The following is a 19,566-nucleotide window of genomic DNA, read 5'->3' as shown; positions in this document are numbered from 1 at the left end:
TCGGTCGATTTTTTTAATCTTCTTCCATTTTCTTATGTTGATAGGCTAGCATACCTAAACCAGTAAATAGAGCTAGTATGACAGCTAGGAAAATGACTTGTTGATAGAGATTGTTTGTCGTAATCCCGAAACTGAATAGCTCATTGGTAACCAGGGATTAATAGATCTAAAGAAATCATTTGTCAAAGCAAGTGGATAAGTACCTGCACTTGATGCTAACTGTAGTAAAAGCAAAATAAGTGAGAAAAAAGCTCCTATACGGCTATTCCACGTTGCTAAAGTGGTCACCATAGACATGAATACTAAACTTGTTAGGATGATGAGAATAAATATTCTCATCTCATGATTAGCAGTTAAACCAATAAGCTGAACTCCTCCATATACCAAAATTCCTGCCAAAACAGCTATAATACCATTTATTTCAGCTCAAGATTTCAACCAAGCCCAACGGCTCTCTGGATGACGTCCTGAAGGCAATTTCGCAAATATCATATTTGTTGATATTGCTGCAAAAAAAAGAGCAACTGATATCATATAAGGAGCTATTGCGATTCCATTTACAGGAACTTGATCATTGTCTGTTTTTGAAAGATTGAGTGGATTTGACAAAATCTCTGCATTTTTAGATTCTGTTGATACTGATTTGAGTTGATCACTAGCATTACCTAGTCCTTGTCCTAAAGAAGCAAGTCCTGTCTGTAAATCTTCCAATCCAGAAGTTAACTTTGTTCCACCTTCTGCTAGTTTCCTAGATCCATCTGCCAATTTATTAGCTCTATTCTCTAATGGAGAAGCACCTGAAAGTAACTGACTGGATTTGTCTGCTAATTGCCCAGATCCTGATTGTAATTAACCAACTCCTGCTGTCAATCTAGAAGATTTTTGTGTCAAGGTGTTTGAGCCTGAAACTAGTTTATCCAAACTACCTGTCAAGGTGGCATTTTTTTCACTTAGTTGACTTGCGCCCTGAGAAACTTTATCAACACCTGTAGTATATGCGTTTACACCTGATGCAATCGACTGACTGGCAGGAACTAATTTGCTAGTAACATCTCCTTGTATCTCTGTTAATCCACTTGACAATCCTATCAAAGAAGTAGAAGTAATAGGTGATACTTGATTAGATTGATTTTTTAAAGTCGAAAGATTAGAAGATTGATTTTGTAAGTTTTCTAAACTTCCCTGTAAATCTTGTACTAAAGCTACAATTGACTGAGCCGATTGAATACTATCAGTTGAATTTTGAGATACAGAATCACTTATCTCAGTTTGTTGCTCACTTGTCAATGATTGATAAGCTGCTGTCGATTGAATATTGGATAATGTAGTTGTTTTTTCAGATAAATCACTTGGTAAAGTCACTACCATATAGTAATCGCCATCTTCCAATCCCTTCTTTCCTTCCTCTTCATCTACAAAATGAAAATCCAAGGTTTTATTTTCTTTTAAATTGGACACCATGTCTTTTCCTATTGCCATAGTATTACCATTATAGGAAGCCTCTTTATCATTATTTACAACTGCCACAGGTAAGTCAGACAATTGCCCATATGGATCCCACATTGATGACAAAAATATGATATTGTACAGATCTGGAATAAGAGAAATCCCGATCATGACAATAATAAAGGTTGGTTTTTTTTAAATTGCTTTCCATTCTTTAAACTTAGTTTCTCCTTTTTTAAACATATTGTCTAAAATTTTGATATAATAGATTATACATTAAAAAATCTAAATTACAAGATAAAAAATCTATTTTTAGACATATAGTCTAATTTGTTTACAAGGAGGAAATATGCAAGAAAGTAACAAACGCTTAAAAACAAAGCGAACTATTGAAAATGCTATGGTACAATTACTGATGGAACAGCCATTTGATAAAATTTCTACTGTCAAATTAGTAGAAAAAGCCGGAATTAGTCGTTCCAGCTTCTATACTCACTATAAGGATAAGTATGATATGATTGAGCACTATCAAAGCAAGCTATTCCATACATTTGAATATATTTTTCAAAAACATGCTCATCACAAAAGAGACGCTATTTTAGAAGTTTTTGAATATCTAGAGTCAGAACCACTTCTGGCTGCCCTTCTTTCTGAAAATGGGACTAAAGAAATCCAAAATTTCTTACGAAATAAACTTCATATCATGCTTAGTACAGATTTACAAAAGCGATTTATGCAACTGAATCTAAATACCACCGAATTAGAATATAGTAGCATCTATCTAACTCATGCACTTTTTGGTGTCTGCCAAACTTGGATTGCACATGGAAAAAAAGAAAGTTCTCAAGAAATAACAGACTTCCTTATGAAAATGCTTGGTGATACAAATTGATACAAAAAGAGGAACACAGCTGTGTTCCCTTTTATCTATACTCCGCCAGTAGGACTCGAACCTACGACATCATGATTAACAGTCATGCGCTACTACCAACTGAGCTATGGCGGATAAAATAGTCCGTACGGGATTCGAACCCGTGTTACCGCCGTGAAAAGGCGGTGTCTTAACCCCTTGACCAACGGACCTTCTATCTGTAGCAGATATAACCATTATATCAATTTCTTGCTAATTGTCAATCACTTTTGAGATTTTTTCTCTAAAATATCTTTTAATTTTCTAATTTTTAATCTTGAAATAGGACAACGATGGTCTTCATAGAAAACAATTTCTAAGTTTTTTCGATCAATTTCTCTGATATTGCCTATATTTACCAAAAATGACTTGTGAGGAGAATAAAATCGCTGAGTATGTTTGTCCTTTTCCTGAATATCTGTCATGGTACCATAAAACTCTTTTGCAAAATTCTTACCAATAATGCGCAATTTATGAGATACCCCTGTTGTTTCAATATACAAAATATCATGGTAAGGAATTTTTAAATCATTTCCCTTGTAATTGTAGTCGAAATAATCTACAACATCTTCATTTTCAAGTAACATACTCTTCGTGTAGAAGATATTTTGCTCAATTCTCTTCTTAAACATCTCATCATTGATATCCTTATCAACAAAATCTAGGGCTGATACCTGGTATTTATATGTTAGAGTCGCAAACTCTGATCGACTAGTGATAAAGACGATAATAGCGTAAGGATTGTAATGACGAATGAGCTGAGCCACTTCAAATCCCTTTTTCTCAATTCCATGAATATCGATATCTAGGAAATAAAGCTGATTTACTTCATCATTTTCAATGTATTCTTCAAATTCACGGACTTTTCCCGTTGTCTTGTATGATATTGGAATATTCGATTCTTTCGAAATTTCATCCAATATTCTCTCTAGTCTCACTTGATGTTCAATAACATCTTCTAAAATTAAAACTTTCATTCAAATTCCCTCTTAAATCTAATGATTTGTCTAAATGTACTGCCTTCCATCTCTGTTTCTAAAATAATATTGTTGTACTTATCTAGTAGTTCTTTCACATTATTTAATCCGACTCCGCGATTTCTTCCCTTAGTGGAGAATCCTAAGGCAAATAGATCTCCTGAAGGAGTCATCGTCATTTTACATGAATTCTGAATCACAATAACTGTTTCAGTTTCCATCTTAATAACTGCTACTTCCATCTGCTTTTTATAGCTATCAGCCGATCCTTCGACAGCATTATTCAATAAAACGCTCATGATACGAACCAAATCCAATAGTTCAATTGGAAGCTTGGTAATCGTATCTTTTACTTCCAGTGTAAACTCTACACCATTATTTCGAGCATAGACAATTGACTGAGCAACCAAACTTCGTAAAGCTGAGTCTTCTATGTTGTTCAAATCAAAGTAAGTGTACTTATCTGAACGCAATTTATGATTTGCTTTGACTAAAACTTCATTGTAAATTCTGTCAATTTCCTGTAAATTACCACTGTCAATTGCCATCTGCATGCTGACAAGCATTCCAGCATAATCATGTCGAAAACCACGGATTTCATTATACAGACCAACAATTTCATCTGTGTAATTCTGTAAATGTTTCTGTTCAAATTTCTTCTGCTTCAAAGCAATCTCTTTCTCCATTTGAACTTTATGAGAATTCATTGCAAAGAAGGTCAAAAGGAGAGAGATAAAGACAATAGATGACAAAATACTTCCAAAACTATTCAAATGTTTAATCGTACTTACCATATCTGAAACGAAAGATACAATATGTAGCAATAGTAAAGCAAAAAATACTTTTTTCAAGAAAGGATAAAGGTAGTCCTCATCAAAATAGGCTAGTTCCAAATGGAAATAGTAAATGATTTTTAATGTAACAAAATAGGTTAACACCGTCACAACGAAAAAGAATGGGAAATGATATTGTAAAACAAAATTATCTCCTGTTATAGAGGAGAAAGTTACGGACAGAAAGTTATGAGTGCTCTCATATAAAAGAGATAGTAGTAAACTTAGGAATAGTCCTCTATCCCTCTCATACTGTTTCATCCATCGAAAATAGGAATATAATCCCAAAGGAAATAAAAATCTTTCAATCCCTAACCCATCTAAATATAGAATATATAAGGGAAAATCAAATACTATTTCTGTTAGTAATGTATAAGCACCAAAAACGAATAATTCTTTTCTATTTATTTGACCTTTACAAATAAAATGGTAACTGTGACTAATAATTAAAAAATGAACAATAACCGTCCCAAATCCAAATAAATCCATTACTCTTTCCCCTTATTTCATTACTTTTTTCTTTGTAAAATAAAATCACGGAAGAATTTTGACAACCTCATCTCCCCACCTTTAATCTTTTGTAAGTCTTTTTCCTTCAAAGCTACAAACTGTTCCAATTTAACTGTGTTTTTCATAATAAAATCTCCTAAAATGTTTTTTCTTGTAAGCTAACTTACAAAAACCATTATACAAAATGGAATTTCGTTTTAGATAAAATTCTCTCAACTGTCATTTTTTTCTCCCAAAGTGTACTTTTTTAAGAAAAAAGCCGGGAAAATTCCCAGCTTTGCTATTATATTGATCCCAGCAGGATTCGAACCTGCGACCGTTCGCTTAGAAGGCGAATGCTCTATCCAGCTGAGCTATGAGACCTAATACAATTATTCTACCAAAAATTCAATTAAAAGTCAATTTTCTATTTATGGTAGGGGAATCCCTGCTGAATCGTAAAAGCGCGATAGATTTGTTCAACAAGAACTAGTCTCATTAACTGATGGGGTAAGGTTAGGCGACCAAAACTGACAGAAAGATTGGCTCTATTTTTTACAGATGATGACAATCCTAAACTTCCCCCAATAATAAAAGTAAGAGTAGAAAATCCTTTTATAGAAGTTTCTTCTAACTGCTTACTAAATTCTTCTGAGAAGAAAGTTTTCCCTTCAATGGCTAACACAATAACGAAATCACGGTCAGCAATTTTTGATAAAATTCTCTGACCTTCTATTTCTAAAATCTTTTGATTTTCTGATTCACTGGCCTTATCTGGTGTTTTTTCATCTGATAACTCAATCATTTCAAACTTAGCAAATCTAGAAATTCGTTTTGAATACTCTGCGATACCATCTTTTAAATACTTTTCTTTCAGTTTCCCAACTGTTACAACTTTAATTTTCATGACTCTATTCTAACATATTCTCTATTTTTTCACATCTTATTCACAAAATAAAAAATAGATTTCAATTAAGAAAATCACAATTTCAAAAGAGTTATCCACAGTTTGTGTAAAACTTTTGTGTTTAAGTTATAATTAAGCTAGTCAGTTTATACTTTCAGTAATTCAAACATATGGAGGCAAATATGAAACATCTAAAAACATTTTACAAAAAATGGTTTCAATTATTAGTCGTTATCGTCATTAGCTTTTTTAGTGGAGCCTTGGGTAGTTTTTCAATAACTCAACTAACTCAAAAAAGTAGTGTAAACAACTCTAACAACAATAGTACTATTACACAAACTGCCTATAAGAACGAAAATTCAACAACACAGGCTGTTAACAAAGTAAAAGATGCTGTTGTTTCTGTTATTACTTATTCGGCAAACAGACAAAATAGCGTATTTGGCAATGATGATACTGACACAGATTCTCAGCGAATCTCTAGTGAAGGATCTGGAGTTATTTATAAAAAGAATGATAAAGAAGCTTACATCGTCACCAACAATCACGTTATAAATGGCGCCAGCAAAGTAGATATTCGATTGTCAGATGGGACTAAAGTACCTGGAGAAATTGTCGGAGCTGACACTTTCTCTGATATTGCTGTCGTCAAAATCTCTTCAGAAAAAGTGACAACAGTAGCTGAGTTTGGTGATTCTAGTAAGTTAACTGTAGGAGAAACTGCTATTGCCATCGGTAGCCCGTTAGGTTCTGAATATGCAAATACTGTCACTCAAGGTATCGTATCCAGTCTCAATAGAAATGTATCCTTAAAATCGGAAGATGGACAAGCTATTTCTACAAAAGCCATCCAAACTGATACTGCTATTAACCCAGGTAACTCTGGCGGCCCACTGATCAATATTCAAGGGCAGGTTATCGGAATTACCTCAAGTAAAATTGCTACAAATGGAGGAACATCTGTAGAAGGTCTTGGTTTCGCAATTCCTGCAAATGATGCTATCAATATTATTGAACAGTTAGAAAAAAACGGAAAAGTGACGCGTCCAGCTTTGGGAATCCAGATGGTTAATTTATCTAATGTGAGTACAAGCGACATCAGAAGACTCAATATTCCAAGTAATGTTACATCTGGTGTAATTGTTCGTTCGGTACAAAGTAATATGCCTGCCAATGGTCACCTTGAAAAATACGATGTAATTACAAAAGTAGATGACAAAGAGATTGCTTCATCAACAGACTTACAAAGTGCTCTTTACAACCATTCTATCGGAGACACCATTAAGATAACCTACTATCGTAACGGGAAAGAAGAAACTACCTCTATCAAACTTAACAAGAGTTCAGGTGATTTAGAATCTTAATTGACATCTATGTAAAGAAAGCTTTACATAAGAGAAAAGATGTGTTAGTGTAGAATCATGGAAAAATTTGAAATGATTTCTATCACAGATATACAAAAAAATCCCTATCAACCCCGAAAAGAATTTGATAGAGAAAAACTAGATGAACTAGCACAGTCTATCAAAGAAAATGGGGTCATTCAACCGATTATTGTTCGTCAATCTCCTGTTATTGGTTATGAAATCCTTGCAGGAGAGAGACGCTATCGGGCTTCACTTTTAGCTGGTCTACGGTCTATCCCAGCTGTTGTTAAACAGATTTCAGACCAAGAGATGATGGTCCAGTCCATTATTGAAAATTTACAGAGAGAAAATTTAAACCCAATAGAAGAAGCACGCGCCTATGAATCTCTCGTAGAGAAAGGATTCACCCATGCTGAAATTGCAGATAAGATGGGCAAGTCTCGTCCATATATCAGCAACTCCATTCGTTTACTTTCCTTGCCAGAACAGATTCTTTCAGAAGTAGAAAATGGCAAACTATCACAAGCCCATGCGCGTTCCCTAGTTGGGTTAAATAAGGAACAACAAGACTATTTCTTTCAACGGATTATAGAAGAAGATATTTCTGTAAGGAAATTAGAAGCTCTTCTGACAGAGAAAAAACAAAAGAAACAGCAAAAAACTAATCATTTCATACAAAATGAAGAAAAACAGTTAAGAAAACTACTCGGATTAGATGTAGAAATTAAACTATCTAAAAAAGACAGTGGAAAAATCATTATTTCTTTTTCAAATCAAGAAGAATATAGTAGAATTATCAACAGCCTGAAATAAGGCTGTTCTTTTATTTTTTTATCTCACAAGGTTATCCACTATGTTTTTCGATAAAAAGCTTAATAAATCAATAATTTCTTCTTTTATCCCCAACCTGTGGATAAAGTTTGGTAACATTGTGGATTATTTTTCACAGCTTGTGGAAAATTCTTGCTATCTATGGTAAAATATCTCTAGTATTAAACTTTTAAATAGTAAAGGAGGAGAAAGGATTGAAAGAAAAACAATTTTGGAATCGTATATTAGAATTTGCACAAGAAAGACTGACTCGATCCATGTATGATTTCTATGCTATTCAAGCTGAACTTATCAAGGTAGAGGAAAATGTTGCCACTATATTTCTACCTCGCTCTGAAATGGAAATGGTCTGGGAAAAACAACTAAAAGATATTATTGTAGTAGCTGGTTTTGAAATTTATGACGCTGAAATAACTCCCCACTATATTTTCACCAAACCTCAAGATACGACTAGCTCACAAGTTGAAGAAGCTACAAATTTAACTCTTTATGACTATAGTCCAAAGTTAGTATCTATTCCTTATTCAGATACGGGATTAAAAGAAAAGTATACCTTTGATAACTTTATTCAAGGGGATGGAAATGTTTGGGCTGTATCAGCCGCTTTAGCTGTCTCTGAAGATTTGGCTCTGACCTATAACCCTCTTTTTATCTATGGAGGACCAGGCCTTGGTAAGACTCACTTATTAAACGCTATTGGAAATGAAATTCTAAAAAATATTCCTAATGCGCGTGTTAAATATATCCCTGCCGAAAGCTTTATTAATGACTTTCTTGATCACCTAAGACTTGGGGAAATGGAAAAGTTTAAAAAGACCTATCGTAGTCTTGATCTTTTGTTAATCGATGATATCCAGTCACTCAGCGGAAAAAAAGTCGCAACTCAGGAAGAATTTTTCAATACCTTTAACGCCCTTCATGACAAGCAAAAACAGATTGTCCTAACGAGTGATCGTAGTCCAAAACATCTAGAAGGGCTCGAGGAGAGGCTTGTCACGCGTTTTAGTTGGGGATTGACACAAACTATCACACCCCCTGACTTTGAAACACGTATTGCCATTTTACAAAGTAAAACGGAACATTTAGGCTACAATTTCCAAAGTGATACTCTAGAATACCTAGCTGGGCAATTTGATTCAAATGTTCGAGATCTTGAGGGAGCCATCAACGACATCACTTTAATTGCCAGAGTAAAAAAAATCAAGGATATCACTATTGATATTGCTGCAGAAGCCATTAGAGCCCGCAAACAAGATGTTAGCCAAATGCTCGTCATCCCAATTGATAAAATCCAAACTGAAGTTGGTAACTTTTATGGTGTTAGTATCAAAGAAATGAAGGGAAGTAGACGCCTTCAAAATATTGTTTTGGCCCGTCAAGTAGCCATGTATTTATCTAGAGAACTAACAGATAATAGTCTTCCAAAAATTGGGAAGGAATTTGGGGGAAAAGATCATACCACAGTCATTCATGCCCATGCCAAAATAAAATCTTTGATTGATCAAGACGATAATTTACGTTTAGAAATTGAATCAATCAAAAAGAAAATCAAATAATTTGTGGATAACTTTTAGTTTTTTATCTTTTTTATCCACATTTTTTAAACAAGCTAAAAAACTTGATAGGACTTGTTTAAAGGCTGTTTTCCACAGATTTCACAGACTCTATTATTACTATTATCTTTCTAATACTAAAAATAAATAAAGGAGAATCCATGATTCATTTTTCAATTAATAAAAATTTATTTCTACAAGCATTAAATACTACTAAGAGAGCTATTAGTTCTAAAAATGCCATTCCTATTTTATCAACAGTAAAAATTGACGTGACCAATGAAGGTATTACTTTAATTGGTTCAAATGGTCAAATTTCAATTGAAAATTTTATTTCTCAAAAAAATGAAGATGCTGGTTTGTTGATTACTTCTTTAGGTTCGATCCTTCTTGAAGCTTCTTTCTTTATCAATGTAGTATCTAGTTTACCTGATGTAACTCTTGATTTTAAAGAAATTGAACAAAATCAAATTGTTTTAACCAGTGGCAAATCAGAAATTACCCTAAAAGGAAAAGATAGCGAACAATATCCACGAATCCAAGAAATTTCAGCAAGCACTCCTTTAATACTTGAAACAAAATTACTCAAGAAAATTATTAATGAAACAGCCTTTGCTGCAAGTACACAAGAGAGTCGTCCGATTTTAACAGGTGTCCACTTCGTATTGAGTCAACACAAAGAGTTAAAAACAGTTGCAACAGACTCTCATCGCCTAAGCCAGAAAAAATTGACTCTTGAAAAAAATAGTGATGATTTTGATGTCGTAATTCCTAGCCGTTCTCTACGCGAATTTTCAGCGGTATTTACAGATGATATCGAAACTGTAGAGATTTTCTTTGCCAATAACCAAATCCTCTTTAGAAGCGAAAATATTAGCTTCTATACTCGTCTCCTAGAAGGAAACTATCCTGATACAGATCGCTTGATTCCAACAGACTTTAACACTACTATTACTTTTAATGTGGTAAACTTACGCCAGTCAATGGAGCGTGCCCGTCTTTTATCAAGTGCGACTCAAAATGGTACTGTGAAACTTGAAATTAAGGATGGGGTTGTTAGCGCCCATGTTCACTCTCCAGAAGTTGGTAAAGTAAACGAAGAAATCGATACTGATCAGGTTACTGGTGAAGATTTGACCATTAGTTTCAACCCAACTTACTTGATTGATTCTCTTAAAGCTTTAAATAGCGAAAAGGTGACCATTAGCTTTATCTCAGCTGTTCGTCCATTTACTCTTGTGCCAGCAGATACTGACGAAGACTTCATGCAGCTCATTACACCAGTTCGTACAAATTAAGTGAAAGAGGTTGAGCCTGGCTCGCCTCTTTTATGATATAATCGAAAAAGAAAAGGAGAGTAGTATGTATCAAGTTGGAAATTTTGTTGAGATGAAAAAACCACACGCTTGTACAATCAAGTCGACTGGTAAAAAGGCTAATCGTTGGGAAATTACACGTGTAGGAGCAGATATCAAAATAAAATGCAGTAATTGTGAGCATGTTGTCATGATGGGGCGATATGATTTTGAGCGAAAAATGAATAAAATTATTGACTGAGAACCCTTAGTTAGAGGGTTAGCACTTTATCCCTTTTTGTGTTATAATATTAGGGATTGAAATGAAAACGGAGAATGAGAAATATGGCTTTGACAGCAGGTATCGTTGGTTTGCCAAACGTTGGTAAATCAACACTATTTAATGCAATTACAAAAGCAGGAGCAGAGGCAGCAAACTACCCATTTGCGACGATTGATCCAAATGTTGGAATGGTGGAAGTTCCAGATGAACGCCTACAAAAACTAACTGAAATGATAACTCCTAAAAAGACAGTTCCCACAACATTTGAATTTACAGATATTGCAGGGATTGTAAAAGGAGCTTCAAAAGGAGAGGGGCTAGGGAATAAATTCTTGGCCAATATTCGTGAAGTAGATGCGATTGTTCACGTAGTTCGTGCTTTTGATGATGAAAATGTGATGCGCGAGCAAGGACGTGAAGACGCCTTTGTAGATCCGCTTGCAGATATTGATACCATTAATCTGGAATTGATTCTTGCTGACTTAGAATCAGTGAACAAACGATATGCGCGTGTAGAAAAGATGGCACGTACGCAAAAAGATAAAGAATCAGTAGCAGAATTCAATGTTCTTCAAAAGATTAAACCAGTCCTAGAAGATGGGAAATCAGCTCGTACCATTGAATTTACAGATGAGGAACAAAAGGTTGTCAAAGGTCTTTTCCTTTTGACGACTAAACCAGTTCTTTATGTAGCTAATGTGGATGAGGATGTGGTTTCGGAACCTGACTCTATCGACTATGTCAAACAAATTCGTGAATTTGCAGCGACAGAAAATGCTGAAGTAGTCGTTATTTCTGCGCGTGCTGAGGAAGAAATTTCTGAATTGGATGATGAAGATAAAAAAGAGTTTCTTGAAGCCATTGGTTTGACAGAATCAGGTGTAGATAAGTTGACGCGTGCAGCTTACCACTTGCTTGGATTGGGAACTTACTTCACAGCTGGTGAAAAAGAAGTTCGCGCTTGGACTTTCAAACGTGGTATGAAGGCTCCTCAAGCAGCTGGTATTATCCACTCAGACTTTGAAAAAGGCTTTATTCGTGCAGTAACCATGTCATATGAAGATCTAGTGAAATACGGATCTGAAAAGGCCGTAAAAGAAGCTGGACGCTTGCGTGAAGAAGGAAAAGAATATATCGTTCAAGATGGCGATATCATGGAATTCCGCTTTAATGTCTAAAAATTAATAAATGGTGTCAATTAGGTTGGAAAAAAATTCCAACCCTTTTGGCTTTTGAAAGGAAAAATAAATGACCAAATTACTTGTAGGCTTGGGAAATCCAGGGGATAAATATTTTGAAACAAAACACAATGTTGGTTTTATGTTGATTGATCAACTAGCGAAGAAACAGAATGTCACTTTTACACACGATAAGATATTTCAAGCTGACCTAGCATCCTTTTTCCTAAATGGAGAAAAAATTTATCTGGTTAAACCAACGACCTTTATGAATGAAAGTGGAAAAGCAGTTCATGCTTTATTAACTTACTATGGTTTGGATATTGACGATTTACTTATCATTTACGATGATCTTGACATGGAAGTTGGGAAAATTCGTTTAAGAGCAAAAGGCTCAGCAGGTGGTCATAATGGTATCAAGTCTATTATTCAACATATAGGAACTCAGGTCTTTAACCGTGTTAAGATTGGAATTGGAAGACCTAAAAATGGTATGTCAGTTGTTCATCATGTTTTGAGTAAGTTTGACAGGGATGATTATATCGGTATTTTACAGTCTGTTGACAAAGTTGACGATTCTGTAAACTACTATTTACAAGAGAAAAATTTTGAGAAAACAATGCAGAGGTATAACGGATAAATGGTGACCTTATTAGATTTATTCTCAGAAAATGATCAGATTAAAAAATGGCATCAAAATTTAACAGATAAGAAAAGACAACTAATACTTGGTTTATCAACATCTACTAAGGCTCTTGCAATTGCAAGCAGTTTAGAAAAAGAAGATAGGATTGTGTTATTGACGTCAACTTATGGAGAAGCAGAAGGACTTGTTAGTGATCTTATTTCTATCTTGGGTGAGGAACTCGTCTATCCATTTTTGGTAGATGATGCTCCTATGGTGGAGTTTTTGATGTCTTCACAGGAAAAAATTATTTCACGGGTTGAAGCCTTGCGTTTTTTGACTGATTCATCTAAGAAAGGGATTTTAGTTTGTAATATCGCAGCAAGTCGATTGATTTTACCGTCTCCCAATGCATTCAAAGATAGTATTGTAAAAATCTCAGTTGGTGAAGAATATGCTCAACACGCGTTTATCCATCAGTTAAAGGAAAATGGCTATCGAAAAGTTACTCAAGTACAAACTCAGGGTGAATTTAGTCTTCGAGGAGATATTTTAGATATTTTTGAAATATCCCAGTTAGAACCTTGTCGAATTGAGTTTTTTGGTGATGAAATTGATGGTATCAGGTCATTTGAAGTAGAAACACAATTATCGAAAGAAAATAAGACAGAACTCACTATCTTTCCAGCTAGTGATATGCTTTTGAGAGAAAAGGATTATCAACGAGGACAGTCAGCTTTAGAAAAACAAATTTCAAAAACTTTATCACCTATTTTGAAATCATACCTAGAAGAAATTCTTTCAAGTTTTCATCAAAAGCAAAGTCATGCAGATTCTCGGAAGTTTTTATCTTTGTGCTATGATAAGACATGGACTGTCTTTGATTATATTGAAAAAGATACTCCAATATTCTTTGATGATTATCAAAAATTGATGAATCAGTATGAAGTCTTTGAAAGAGAATTAGCGCAGTACTTTACAGAAGAATTACAGAATAGTAAAGCATTTTCTGATATGCAGTATTTTTCTGATATTGAACAAATCTATAAAAAACAAAGTCCAGTGACCTTTTTCTCTAATCTTCAAAAGGGTTTAGGAAATCTCAAATTTGACAAAATTTATCAATTCAATCAATATCCTATGCAGGAATTTTTCAATCAGTTTTCTTTTCTAAAAGAAGAAATTGAACGATATAAAAAAATGGATTACACCATTATTCTGCAGTCTAGCAATTCAATGGGAAGTAAAACATTGGAGGATATGTTAGAGGAATATCAGATTAAATTGGATTCTAGAGATAAGACAAGTATCTGTAAAGAATCTGTAAACTTAATAGAAGGTAATCTCAGACATGGTTTTCATTTTGTAGATGAAAAGATTTTATTGATAACTGAACATGAGATTTTTCAAAAGAAATTAAAGCGTCGTTTTCGAAGACAACATGTTTCAAATGCAGAGAGATTAAAAGATTACAATGAACTTGAAAAAGGGGACTATGTTGTCCATCATATCCATGGGATTGGTCAATATCTAGGAATTGAAACCATTGAAATCAAGGGAATTCATCGTGATTATGTCAGTGTCCAATACCAAAATGGTGATCAAATTTCTATTCCCGTGGAACAGATTCATCTACTGTCCAAATATATTTCAAGTGATGGTAAAGCTCCAAAACTCAATAAATTAAATGACGGTCATTTTAAAAAGGCCAAGCAAAAGGTTAAGAACCAGGTAGAGGATATAGCTGATGATTTAATCAAACTCTACTCTGAACGTAGTCAGTTGAAGGGTTTTGCTTTCTCAGCTGATGATGATGATCAAGATGCCTTTGATGATGCTTTCCCTTATGTTGAAACGGATGACCAACTTCGTAGTATTGAGGAAATCAAGAGGGATATGCAGGCTTCTCAGCCAATGGATAGACTTTTAGTTGGGGATGTTGGTTTTGGAAAGACTGAAGTTGCTATGCGTGCAGCCTTTAAAGCAGTCAATGATCACAAACAGGTTGTCATTCTAGTTCCGACGACGGTTTTAGCGCAACAGCACTATACGAATTTTAAGGAACGATTCCAAAATTTTGCAGTTAATGTTGATGTGTTGAGTCGCTTTAGAAGTAAAAAAGAGCAGACTGCAACACTTGAAAAATTGAAAAACGGTCAAGTCGATATTTTGATTGGAACACATCGTGTTTTGTCAAAAGATGTTGTGTTTGCTGATTTGGGCTTGATGATTATTGATGAGGAACAGCGATTTGGTGTCAAGCATAAGGAAACTTTGAAAGAACTGAAGAAACAAGTGGATGTCCTAACCTTGACCGCTACGCCAATCCCTCGTACCCTCCATATGTCTATGCTGGGAATCAGAGATTTGTCTGTTATTGAAACTCCGCCGACTAATCGCTATCCTGTTCAGACCTATGTTTTGGAAAAGAATGATAGTGTCATTCGTGATGCTGTCTTGCGTGAAATGGAGCGTGGAGGTCAAGTTTATTATCTTTACAACAAAGTTGATACAATTGTTCAGAAGGTTTCAGAATTACAGGAGTTGATTCCAGAGGCTTCGATTGGATATGTTCATGGTCGAATGAGTGAAGTCCAGTTGGAAAATACTCTATTAGACTTTATTGAGGGACAATACGATATCTTGGTGACGACTACTATTATTGAGACAGGGGTGGACATTCCAAATGCTAATACTTTATTTATTGAAAATGCGGACCATATGGGCTTGTCAACCTTATATCAGTTAAGAGGAAGAGTCGGTCGTAGTAATCGTATTGCTTATGCTTATCTCATGTATCGTCCAGAAAAATCAATCAGTGAAGTCTCTGAAAAGAGATTAGAAGCGATTAAAGGATTTACAGAATTGGGCTCTGGCTTTAAGATTGCAATGCGAGATCTTTCGATTCGTGGAGCAGGAAATCTTTTAGGAAAATCCCAGTCTGGTTTCATTGATTCTGTTGGTTTTGAATTGTATTCGCAGTTATTAGAGGAAGCTATTGCTAAACGAAACGGTAATGCTAACGCTAACACAAGAACCAAAGGGAATGCTGAGTTGATTTTGCAAATTGATGCCTATCTTCCTGATACTTATATTTCTGATCAACGACATAAGATTGAAATTTACAAGAAAATTCGTCAAATTGACAACCGTGTCAATTATGAAGAGTTACAAGAGGAGTTGATAGACCGTTTTGGAGAATACCCAGATGTAGTAGCCTATCTTTTAGAGATTGGTTTGGTTAAATCATACTTGGACAAGGTCTTTGTTCAACGTGTGGAAAGAAAAGATAATAAAATTACAATTCAATTTGAAAAAGTCACTCAACGATTGTTTTTAGCTCAAGATTATTTTAAAGCTTTATCCGTAACGAACTTAAAAGCAGGCATCGCTGAGAATAAGGGATTAATGGAGCTTGTATTTGATGTCCAAAATAAGAAAGATTATGAAATTTTAGAAGGTCTGCTGATTTTTGGAGAAAGTTTATTAGAGATAAAAGAGTCTAAGGAAGAAAATTCCATTTGATATTTTTCTTCTATAAAATAGATAAAAATGGTACAATAATAAATTGAGGTAATAAGGATGAGATTAGATAAATATTTAAAAGTATCGCGAATTATCAAGCGTCGTACAGTCGCAAAGGAAGTAGCAGATAAAGGTAGAATCAAGGTTAATGGAATCTTGGCCAAAAGTTCAACGGACTTGAAAGTTAATGACCAAGTTGAAATTCGCTTTGGCAATAAGTTGCTGCTTGTAAAAGTACTAGAGATGAAAGATAGTACAAAAAAAGAAGATGCAGCAGGAATGTATGAAATTATCAGTGAAACACGGGTAGAAGAAAATGTCTAAAAATATTGTACAATTGAATAATTCTTTTATTCAAAATGAATACCAACGTCGTCGCTACCTGATGAAAGAACGACAAAAACGGAATCGTTTTATGGGAGGGGTATTGATTTTGATTATGCTATTATTTATCTTGCCAACTTTTAATTTAGCGCAGAGTTATCAGCAATTACTCCAAAGACGTCAGCAATTAGCAGACTTGCAAACTCAGTATCAAACTTTGAGTGATGAAAAGGATAAGGAGACAGCATTTGCTACCAAGTTGAAAGATGAAGATTATGCTGCCAAATATACACGAGCGAAGTACTATTATTCTAAGTCGAGGGAAAAAGTTTATACGATTCCTGACTTGCTTCAAAGGTGATAAAATGGAAAATTTATTAGACGTAATAGAGCAATTTTTGAGTTTGTCAGATGAAAAGCTGGAAGAATTGGCTGATAAAAATCAATTATTGCGTTTACAAGAAGAAAAGGAAAGGAAGAATGCGTAAATTCTTAATTATTTTGTTGCTACCAAGTTTTTTGACCATTTCAAAAGTCGTTAGCACAGAAAAAGAAGTCGTCTATACTTCGAAAGAAATTTATTACCTTTCACAATCTGACTTTGGTATTTATTTTAGAGAAAAATTAAGTTCTCCCATGGTTTATGGAGAGGTTCCTGTTTATGCGAATGAAGATTTAGTAGTGGAATCTGGGAAATTGACTCCCAAAACAAGTTTTCAAATAACCGAGTGGCGCTTAAATAAACAAGGAATTCCAGTATTTAAGCTATCAAATCATCAATTTATAGCTGCGGACAAACGATTTTTATATGATCAATCAGAGGTAACTCCAACAATAAAAAAAGCATGGTTAGAATCTGACTTTAAACTGTACAATAGTCCTTATGATTTAAAAGAAGTGAAATCATCCTTATCAGCTTATTCGCAAGTATCAATCGACAAGACCATGTTTGTAGAAGGAAGAGAATTTCTACATATTGATCAGGCTGGATGGGTAGCTAAAGAATCAACTTCTGAAGAAGATAATCGGATGAGTAAAGTTCAAGAAATGTTATCTGAAAAATATCAGAAAGATTCTTTCTCTATTTATGTTAAGCAACTGACTACTGGAAAAGAAGCTGGTATCAATCAAGATGAAAAGATGTATGCAGCCAGCGTTTTGAAACTCTCTTATCTCTATTATACGCAAGAAAAAATAAATGAGGGTCTTTATCAGTTAGATACGACTGTAAAATACGTATCTGCAGTCAATGATTTTCCAGGTTCTTATAAACCAGAGGGAAGTGGTAGTCTTCCTAAAAAAGAAGATAATAAAGAATATTCTTTAAAGGATTTAATTACGAAAGTATCAAAAGAATCTGATAATGTAGCTCATAATCTATTGGGATATTACATTTCAAACCAATCTGATGCCACATTCAAATCCAAGATGTCTGCCATTATGGGAGATGATTGGGATCCAAAAGAAAAATTGATTTCTTCTAAGATGGCCGGGAAGTTTATGGAAGCTATTTATAATCAAAATGGATTTGTGTTAGAGTCTTTGACTAAAACAGATTTTGATAGTCAGCGAATTGCCAAAGGTGTTTCTGTTAAAGTAGCTCATAAAATTGGAGATGCGGATGAATTTAAGCATGATACGGGTGTTGTCTATGCAGATTCTCCATTTATTCTTTCTATTTTCACTAAGAATTCTGATTATGATACGATTTCTAAGATAGCCAAGGATGTTTATGAGGTTCTAAAATGAGGGAACCAGATTTTTTAAATCATTTTCTCAAGAAGGGATATTTCAAAAAGCATGCTAAGGCGGTTCTAGCTCTTTCTGGTGGATTAGATTCCATGTTTCTATTTAAGGTATTGTCTACTTATCAAAAAGAGTTAGAGATTGAATTGATTCTAGCTCATGTGAATCATAAGCAGAGAATTGAATCAGATTGGGAAGAAAAGGAATTAAGGAAGTTGGCTGCTGAAGCAGAGCTTCCTATTTATATCAGCAATTTTTCAGGAGAATTTTCAGAAGCGCGTGCACGAAATTTTCGTTATGATTTTTTTCAAGAGGTCATGAAAAAGACAGGTGCGACAGCTTTAGTCACTGCCCACCATGCTGATGATCAGGTGGAAACGATTTTGATGCGCTTGATTCGAGGAACTCGCTTGCGCTATCTATCAGGAATTAAGGAGAAGCAAGTAGTCGGAGAGATAGAAATCATTCGTCCCTTCTTGCATTTTCAGAAAAAAGACTTTCCATCAATTTTTCACTTTGAAGATACATCAAATCAGGAGAATCATTATTTTCGAAATCGTATTCGAAACTCTTACTTACCAGAATTGGAAAAAGAAAATCCTCGATTTAGGGATGCAATCTTAGGCATTGGCAATGAAATTTTAGATTATGATTTGGCAATAGCTGAATTATCTAACAATATTAATGTGGAAGATTTACAGCAGTTATTTTCTTACTCTGAGTCTACACAAAGAGTTTTACTTCAAACTTATCTGAATCGTTTTCCAGATTTGAATCTTACAAAAGCTCAGTTTGCTGAAGTTCAGCAGATTTTAAAATCTAAAAGCCAGTATCGTCATCCGATTAAAAATGGCTATGAATTGATAAAAGAGTACCAACAGTTTCAGATTTGTAAAATCAGTCCGCAGGCTGATGAAGAGGAAGATGAACTTGTGTTACACTATCAAAATCAGGTAGCTTATCAAGGATATTTATTTTCCTTTGGACTTCCATTAGAAGGTGAATCAATTCAACAAATACCTGTTTCACGTGAAACATCCATACACATTCGTCATCGAAAAACAGGAGATGTTTTGATTCAAAATGGGCATAGAAAAAAACTCAGACGTTTATTTATTGATTTGAAAATCCCTATGGAAAAGAGAAACTCTGCTCTTATTATTGAGCAATTTGGTGAAATTGTCTCAATTTTGGGAATTGCGACCAATAATTTGAGTAAAAAAACGAAAAATGATATAATGAACACTGTACTTTATATAGAAAAAATAGATAGGTAA

Annotated in this window: 18 protein-coding genes, 3 tRNA genes and 1 pseudogene; 14 read left to right on the top strand and 8 right to left on the bottom strand. The window is 34.4% G+C overall.

Annotation, left to right across the window (positions count from 1 at the left end):
• Positions 1-13 precede the first annotated feature (13 nt).
• Positions 14-1,617 (bottom strand): annotated as a pseudogene (locus tag AT689_RS13650) (YhgE/Pip family protein).
• 178 nt (positions 1,618-1,795) lie between these two features.
• On the opposite strand from AT689_RS13650, the gene AT689_RS02715 reads away from it, so the two are divergent.
• On the top strand, positions 1,796-2,338 hold the full coding sequence (locus AT689_RS02715) for a TetR/AcrR family transcriptional regulator (protein ID WP_001158266.1): 543 nt from the start codon (positions 1,796-1,798) through the stop codon (positions 2,336-2,338).
• A gap of 40 nt (positions 2,339-2,378) precedes the next feature.
• On the opposite strand, the gene AT689_RS02710 is transcribed toward AT689_RS02715, so the two are convergent.
• From AT689_RS02710 to rlmH, 7 genes are all read right to left on the bottom strand, one after another.
• Positions 2,379-2,452, bottom strand: a tRNA-Asn gene (locus AT689_RS02710).
• A 5-nt stretch (positions 2,453-2,457) separates the two neighbouring features.
• Positions 2,458-2,529, bottom strand: a tRNA-Glu gene (locus AT689_RS02705).
• Positions 2,530-2,580: 51 nt separating this feature from the next.
• A complete protein-coding gene (gene comE, locus AT689_RS02700; RefSeq protein WP_000866065.1) occupies positions 2,581-3,333 on the bottom strand; it encodes a competence system response regulator transcription factor ComE in 753 nt (250 codons plus the stop codon).
• Positions 3,330-4,655 carry a competence system sensor histidine kinase ComD gene (gene comD / locus AT689_RS02695; protein WP_000362880.1) on the bottom strand — a complete coding sequence of 442 codons (1,326 nt, stop codon included), beginning with the start codon at positions 4,653-4,655 and terminating at the stop codon, positions 3,330-3,332. The genes comE and comD overlap by 4 nt, the downstream gene beginning before the upstream one ends.
• Positions 4,656-4,675: 20 nt before the next feature.
• Positions 4,676-4,801: a competence-stimulating peptide ComC gene (gene comC, locus AT689_RS02690; protein WP_000799689.1), complete on the bottom strand. Its 126-nt coding sequence runs from the start codon at positions 4,799-4,801 to the stop codon at positions 4,676-4,678.
• A 164-nt stretch (positions 4,802-4,965) separates the two neighbouring features.
• A tRNA-Arg gene (locus AT689_RS02685) sits at positions 4,966-5,039 on the bottom strand.
• A 43-nt stretch (positions 5,040-5,082) separates the two neighbouring features.
• Positions 5,083-5,562, bottom strand: coding sequence for a 23S rRNA (pseudouridine(1915)-N(3))-methyltransferase RlmH (gene rlmH / locus AT689_RS02680; RefSeq protein WP_000695929.1), 480 nt, complete (start codon positions 5,560-5,562; stop codon positions 5,083-5,085).
• Positions 5,563-5,744: 182 nt separating this feature from the next.
• Here rlmH and AT689_RS02675 point away from each other — a divergent pair, with 182 nt between their 5' ends.
• From AT689_RS02675 to tilS, 13 genes are all read left to right on the top strand, one after another.
• Complete coding sequence (locus AT689_RS02675; protein WP_000681597.1) at positions 5,745-6,926, top strand: S1C family serine protease; 1,182 nt, start codon at positions 5,745-5,747, stop codon at positions 6,924-6,926.
• A gap of 57 nt (positions 6,927-6,983) precedes the next feature.
• The gene (locus tag AT689_RS02670; RefSeq protein ID WP_000410378.1) at positions 6,984-7,742 is read left to right on the top strand and encodes a ParB/RepB/Spo0J family partition protein; all 759 of its coding nucleotides are present in this window, start codon (positions 6,984-6,986) and stop codon (positions 7,740-7,742) included.
• A 212-nt stretch (positions 7,743-7,954) separates the two neighbouring features.
• Entirely contained in the window at positions 7,955-9,316 is a 1,362-nt protein-coding gene (gene dnaA / locus AT689_RS02665; RefSeq protein ID WP_000660615.1) for a chromosomal replication initiator protein DnaA, read from the top strand.
• Positions 9,317-9,474: 158 nt separating this feature from the next.
• The gene (gene dnaN / locus AT689_RS02660) at positions 9,475-10,611 is read left to right on the top strand and encodes a DNA polymerase III subunit beta (RefSeq protein ID WP_000581157.1); all 1,137 of its coding nucleotides are present in this window, start codon (positions 9,475-9,477) and stop codon (positions 10,609-10,611) included.
• A gap of 64 nt (positions 10,612-10,675) precedes the next feature.
• Complete coding sequence (locus tag AT689_RS02655) at positions 10,676-10,870, top strand: DUF951 domain-containing protein (RefSeq protein WP_000285191.1); 195 nt, start codon at positions 10,676-10,678, stop codon at positions 10,868-10,870.
• Between the two features lie 83 nt (positions 10,871-10,953).
• Positions 10,954-12,069: a redox-regulated ATPase YchF gene (gene ychF / locus AT689_RS02650; RefSeq protein ID WP_001218707.1), complete on the top strand. Its 1,116-nt coding sequence runs from the start codon at positions 10,954-10,956 to the stop codon at positions 12,067-12,069.
• 70 nt (positions 12,070-12,139) lie between these two features.
• A complete protein-coding gene (gene pth / locus AT689_RS02645) occupies positions 12,140-12,709 on the top strand; it encodes an aminoacyl-tRNA hydrolase (protein WP_000163932.1) in 570 nt (189 codons plus the stop codon).
• Complete coding sequence (gene mfd, locus AT689_RS02640; RefSeq protein ID WP_000258090.1) at positions 12,710-16,219, top strand: transcription-repair coupling factor; 3,510 nt, start codon at positions 12,710-12,712, stop codon at positions 16,217-16,219.
• Positions 16,220-16,276: 57 nt separating this feature from the next.
• Positions 16,277-16,543, top strand: coding sequence for an RNA-binding S4 domain-containing protein (locus AT689_RS02635; RefSeq protein ID WP_001234978.1), 267 nt, complete (start codon positions 16,277-16,279; stop codon positions 16,541-16,543).
• Positions 16,536-16,904: a septum formation initiator family protein gene (locus AT689_RS02630; protein ID WP_000041909.1), complete on the top strand. Its 369-nt coding sequence runs from the start codon at positions 16,536-16,538 to the stop codon at positions 16,902-16,904. Before AT689_RS02635 ends, AT689_RS02630 begins: the two co-directional genes overlap by 8 nt.
• Before the next feature lie 4 nt (positions 16,905-16,908).
• On the top strand, positions 16,909-17,031 hold the full coding sequence (locus tag AT689_RS13315) for an SP_0009 family protein (RefSeq protein ID WP_000429334.1): 123 nt from the start codon (positions 16,909-16,911) through the stop codon (positions 17,029-17,031).
• Entirely contained in the window at positions 17,024-18,292 is a 1,269-nt protein-coding gene (locus tag AT689_RS02620; RefSeq protein WP_001224756.1) for a serine hydrolase, read from the top strand. The genes AT689_RS13315 and AT689_RS02620 overlap by 8 nt, the downstream gene beginning before the upstream one ends.
• On the top strand, positions 18,289-19,566 hold the full coding sequence (gene tilS / locus AT689_RS02615; RefSeq protein ID WP_001208983.1) for a tRNA lysidine(34) synthetase TilS: 1,278 nt from the start codon (positions 18,289-18,291) through the stop codon (positions 19,564-19,566). Before AT689_RS02620 ends, tilS begins: the two co-directional genes overlap by 4 nt.

Source organism: Streptococcus pneumoniae (genome assembly GCF_001457635.1).
In the GTDB taxonomy this organism is placed as follows: Bacteria; Bacillota; Bacilli; order Lactobacillales; family Streptococcaceae; genus Streptococcus; species Streptococcus pneumoniae.
Note: the sequence above shows the minus strand (reverse complement) of the source record. Positions and strands in the feature narration are given on the sequence as shown.

Excerpts from the sequence above, each read along its gene's own strand:
- AT689_RS02715 (WP_001158266.1), top strand. The coding sequence starts at position 1,796 with ATGCAAGAAAGTAACAAACGCTTAAAAACAAAGCGAACTATTGAAAAT.
- comE (WP_000866065.1), bottom strand. The coding sequence starts at position 3,333 with ATGAAAGTTTTAATTTTAGAAGATGTTATTGAACATCAAGTGAGACTA.
- comD (WP_000362880.1), bottom strand. The coding sequence starts at position 4,655 with ATGGATTTATTTGGATTTGGGACGGTTATTGTTCATTTTTTAATTATT.
- comC (WP_000799689.1), bottom strand. The coding sequence starts at position 4,801 with ATGAAAAACACAGTTAAATTGGAACAGTTTGTAGCTTTGAAGGAAAAA.
- rlmH (WP_000695929.1), bottom strand. The coding sequence starts at position 5,562 with ATGAAAATTAAAGTTGTAACAGTTGGGAAACTGAAAGAAAAGTATTTA.
- AT689_RS02675 (WP_000681597.1), top strand. The coding sequence starts at position 5,745 with ATGAAACATCTAAAAACATTTTACAAAAAATGGTTTCAATTATTAGTC.
- AT689_RS02670 (WP_000410378.1), top strand. The coding sequence starts at position 6,984 with ATGGAAAAATTTGAAATGATTTCTATCACAGATATACAAAAAAATCCC.
- dnaN (WP_000581157.1), top strand. The coding sequence starts at position 9,475 with ATGATTCATTTTTCAATTAATAAAAATTTATTTCTACAAGCATTAAAT.
- AT689_RS02655 (WP_000285191.1), top strand. The coding sequence starts at position 10,676 with ATGTATCAAGTTGGAAATTTTGTTGAGATGAAAAAACCACACGCTTGT.
- ychF (WP_001218707.1), top strand. The coding sequence starts at position 10,954 with ATGGCTTTGACAGCAGGTATCGTTGGTTTGCCAAACGTTGGTAAATCA.
- pth (WP_000163932.1), top strand. The coding sequence starts at position 12,140 with ATGACCAAATTACTTGTAGGCTTGGGAAATCCAGGGGATAAATATTTT.
- mfd (WP_000258090.1), top strand. The coding sequence starts at position 12,710 with ATGGTGACCTTATTAGATTTATTCTCAGAAAATGATCAGATTAAAAAA.
- AT689_RS02635 (WP_001234978.1), top strand. The coding sequence starts at position 16,277 with ATGAGATTAGATAAATATTTAAAAGTATCGCGAATTATCAAGCGTCGT.
- AT689_RS02630 (WP_000041909.1), top strand. The coding sequence starts at position 16,536 with ATGTCTAAAAATATTGTACAATTGAATAATTCTTTTATTCAAAATGAA.
- AT689_RS13315 (WP_000429334.1), top strand. The coding sequence starts at position 16,909 with ATGGAAAATTTATTAGACGTAATAGAGCAATTTTTGAGTTTGTCAGAT.
- AT689_RS02620 (WP_001224756.1), top strand. The coding sequence starts at position 17,024 with ATGCGTAAATTCTTAATTATTTTGTTGCTACCAAGTTTTTTGACCATT.
- tilS (WP_001208983.1), top strand. The coding sequence starts at position 18,289 with ATGAGGGAACCAGATTTTTTAAATCATTTTCTCAAGAAGGGATATTTC.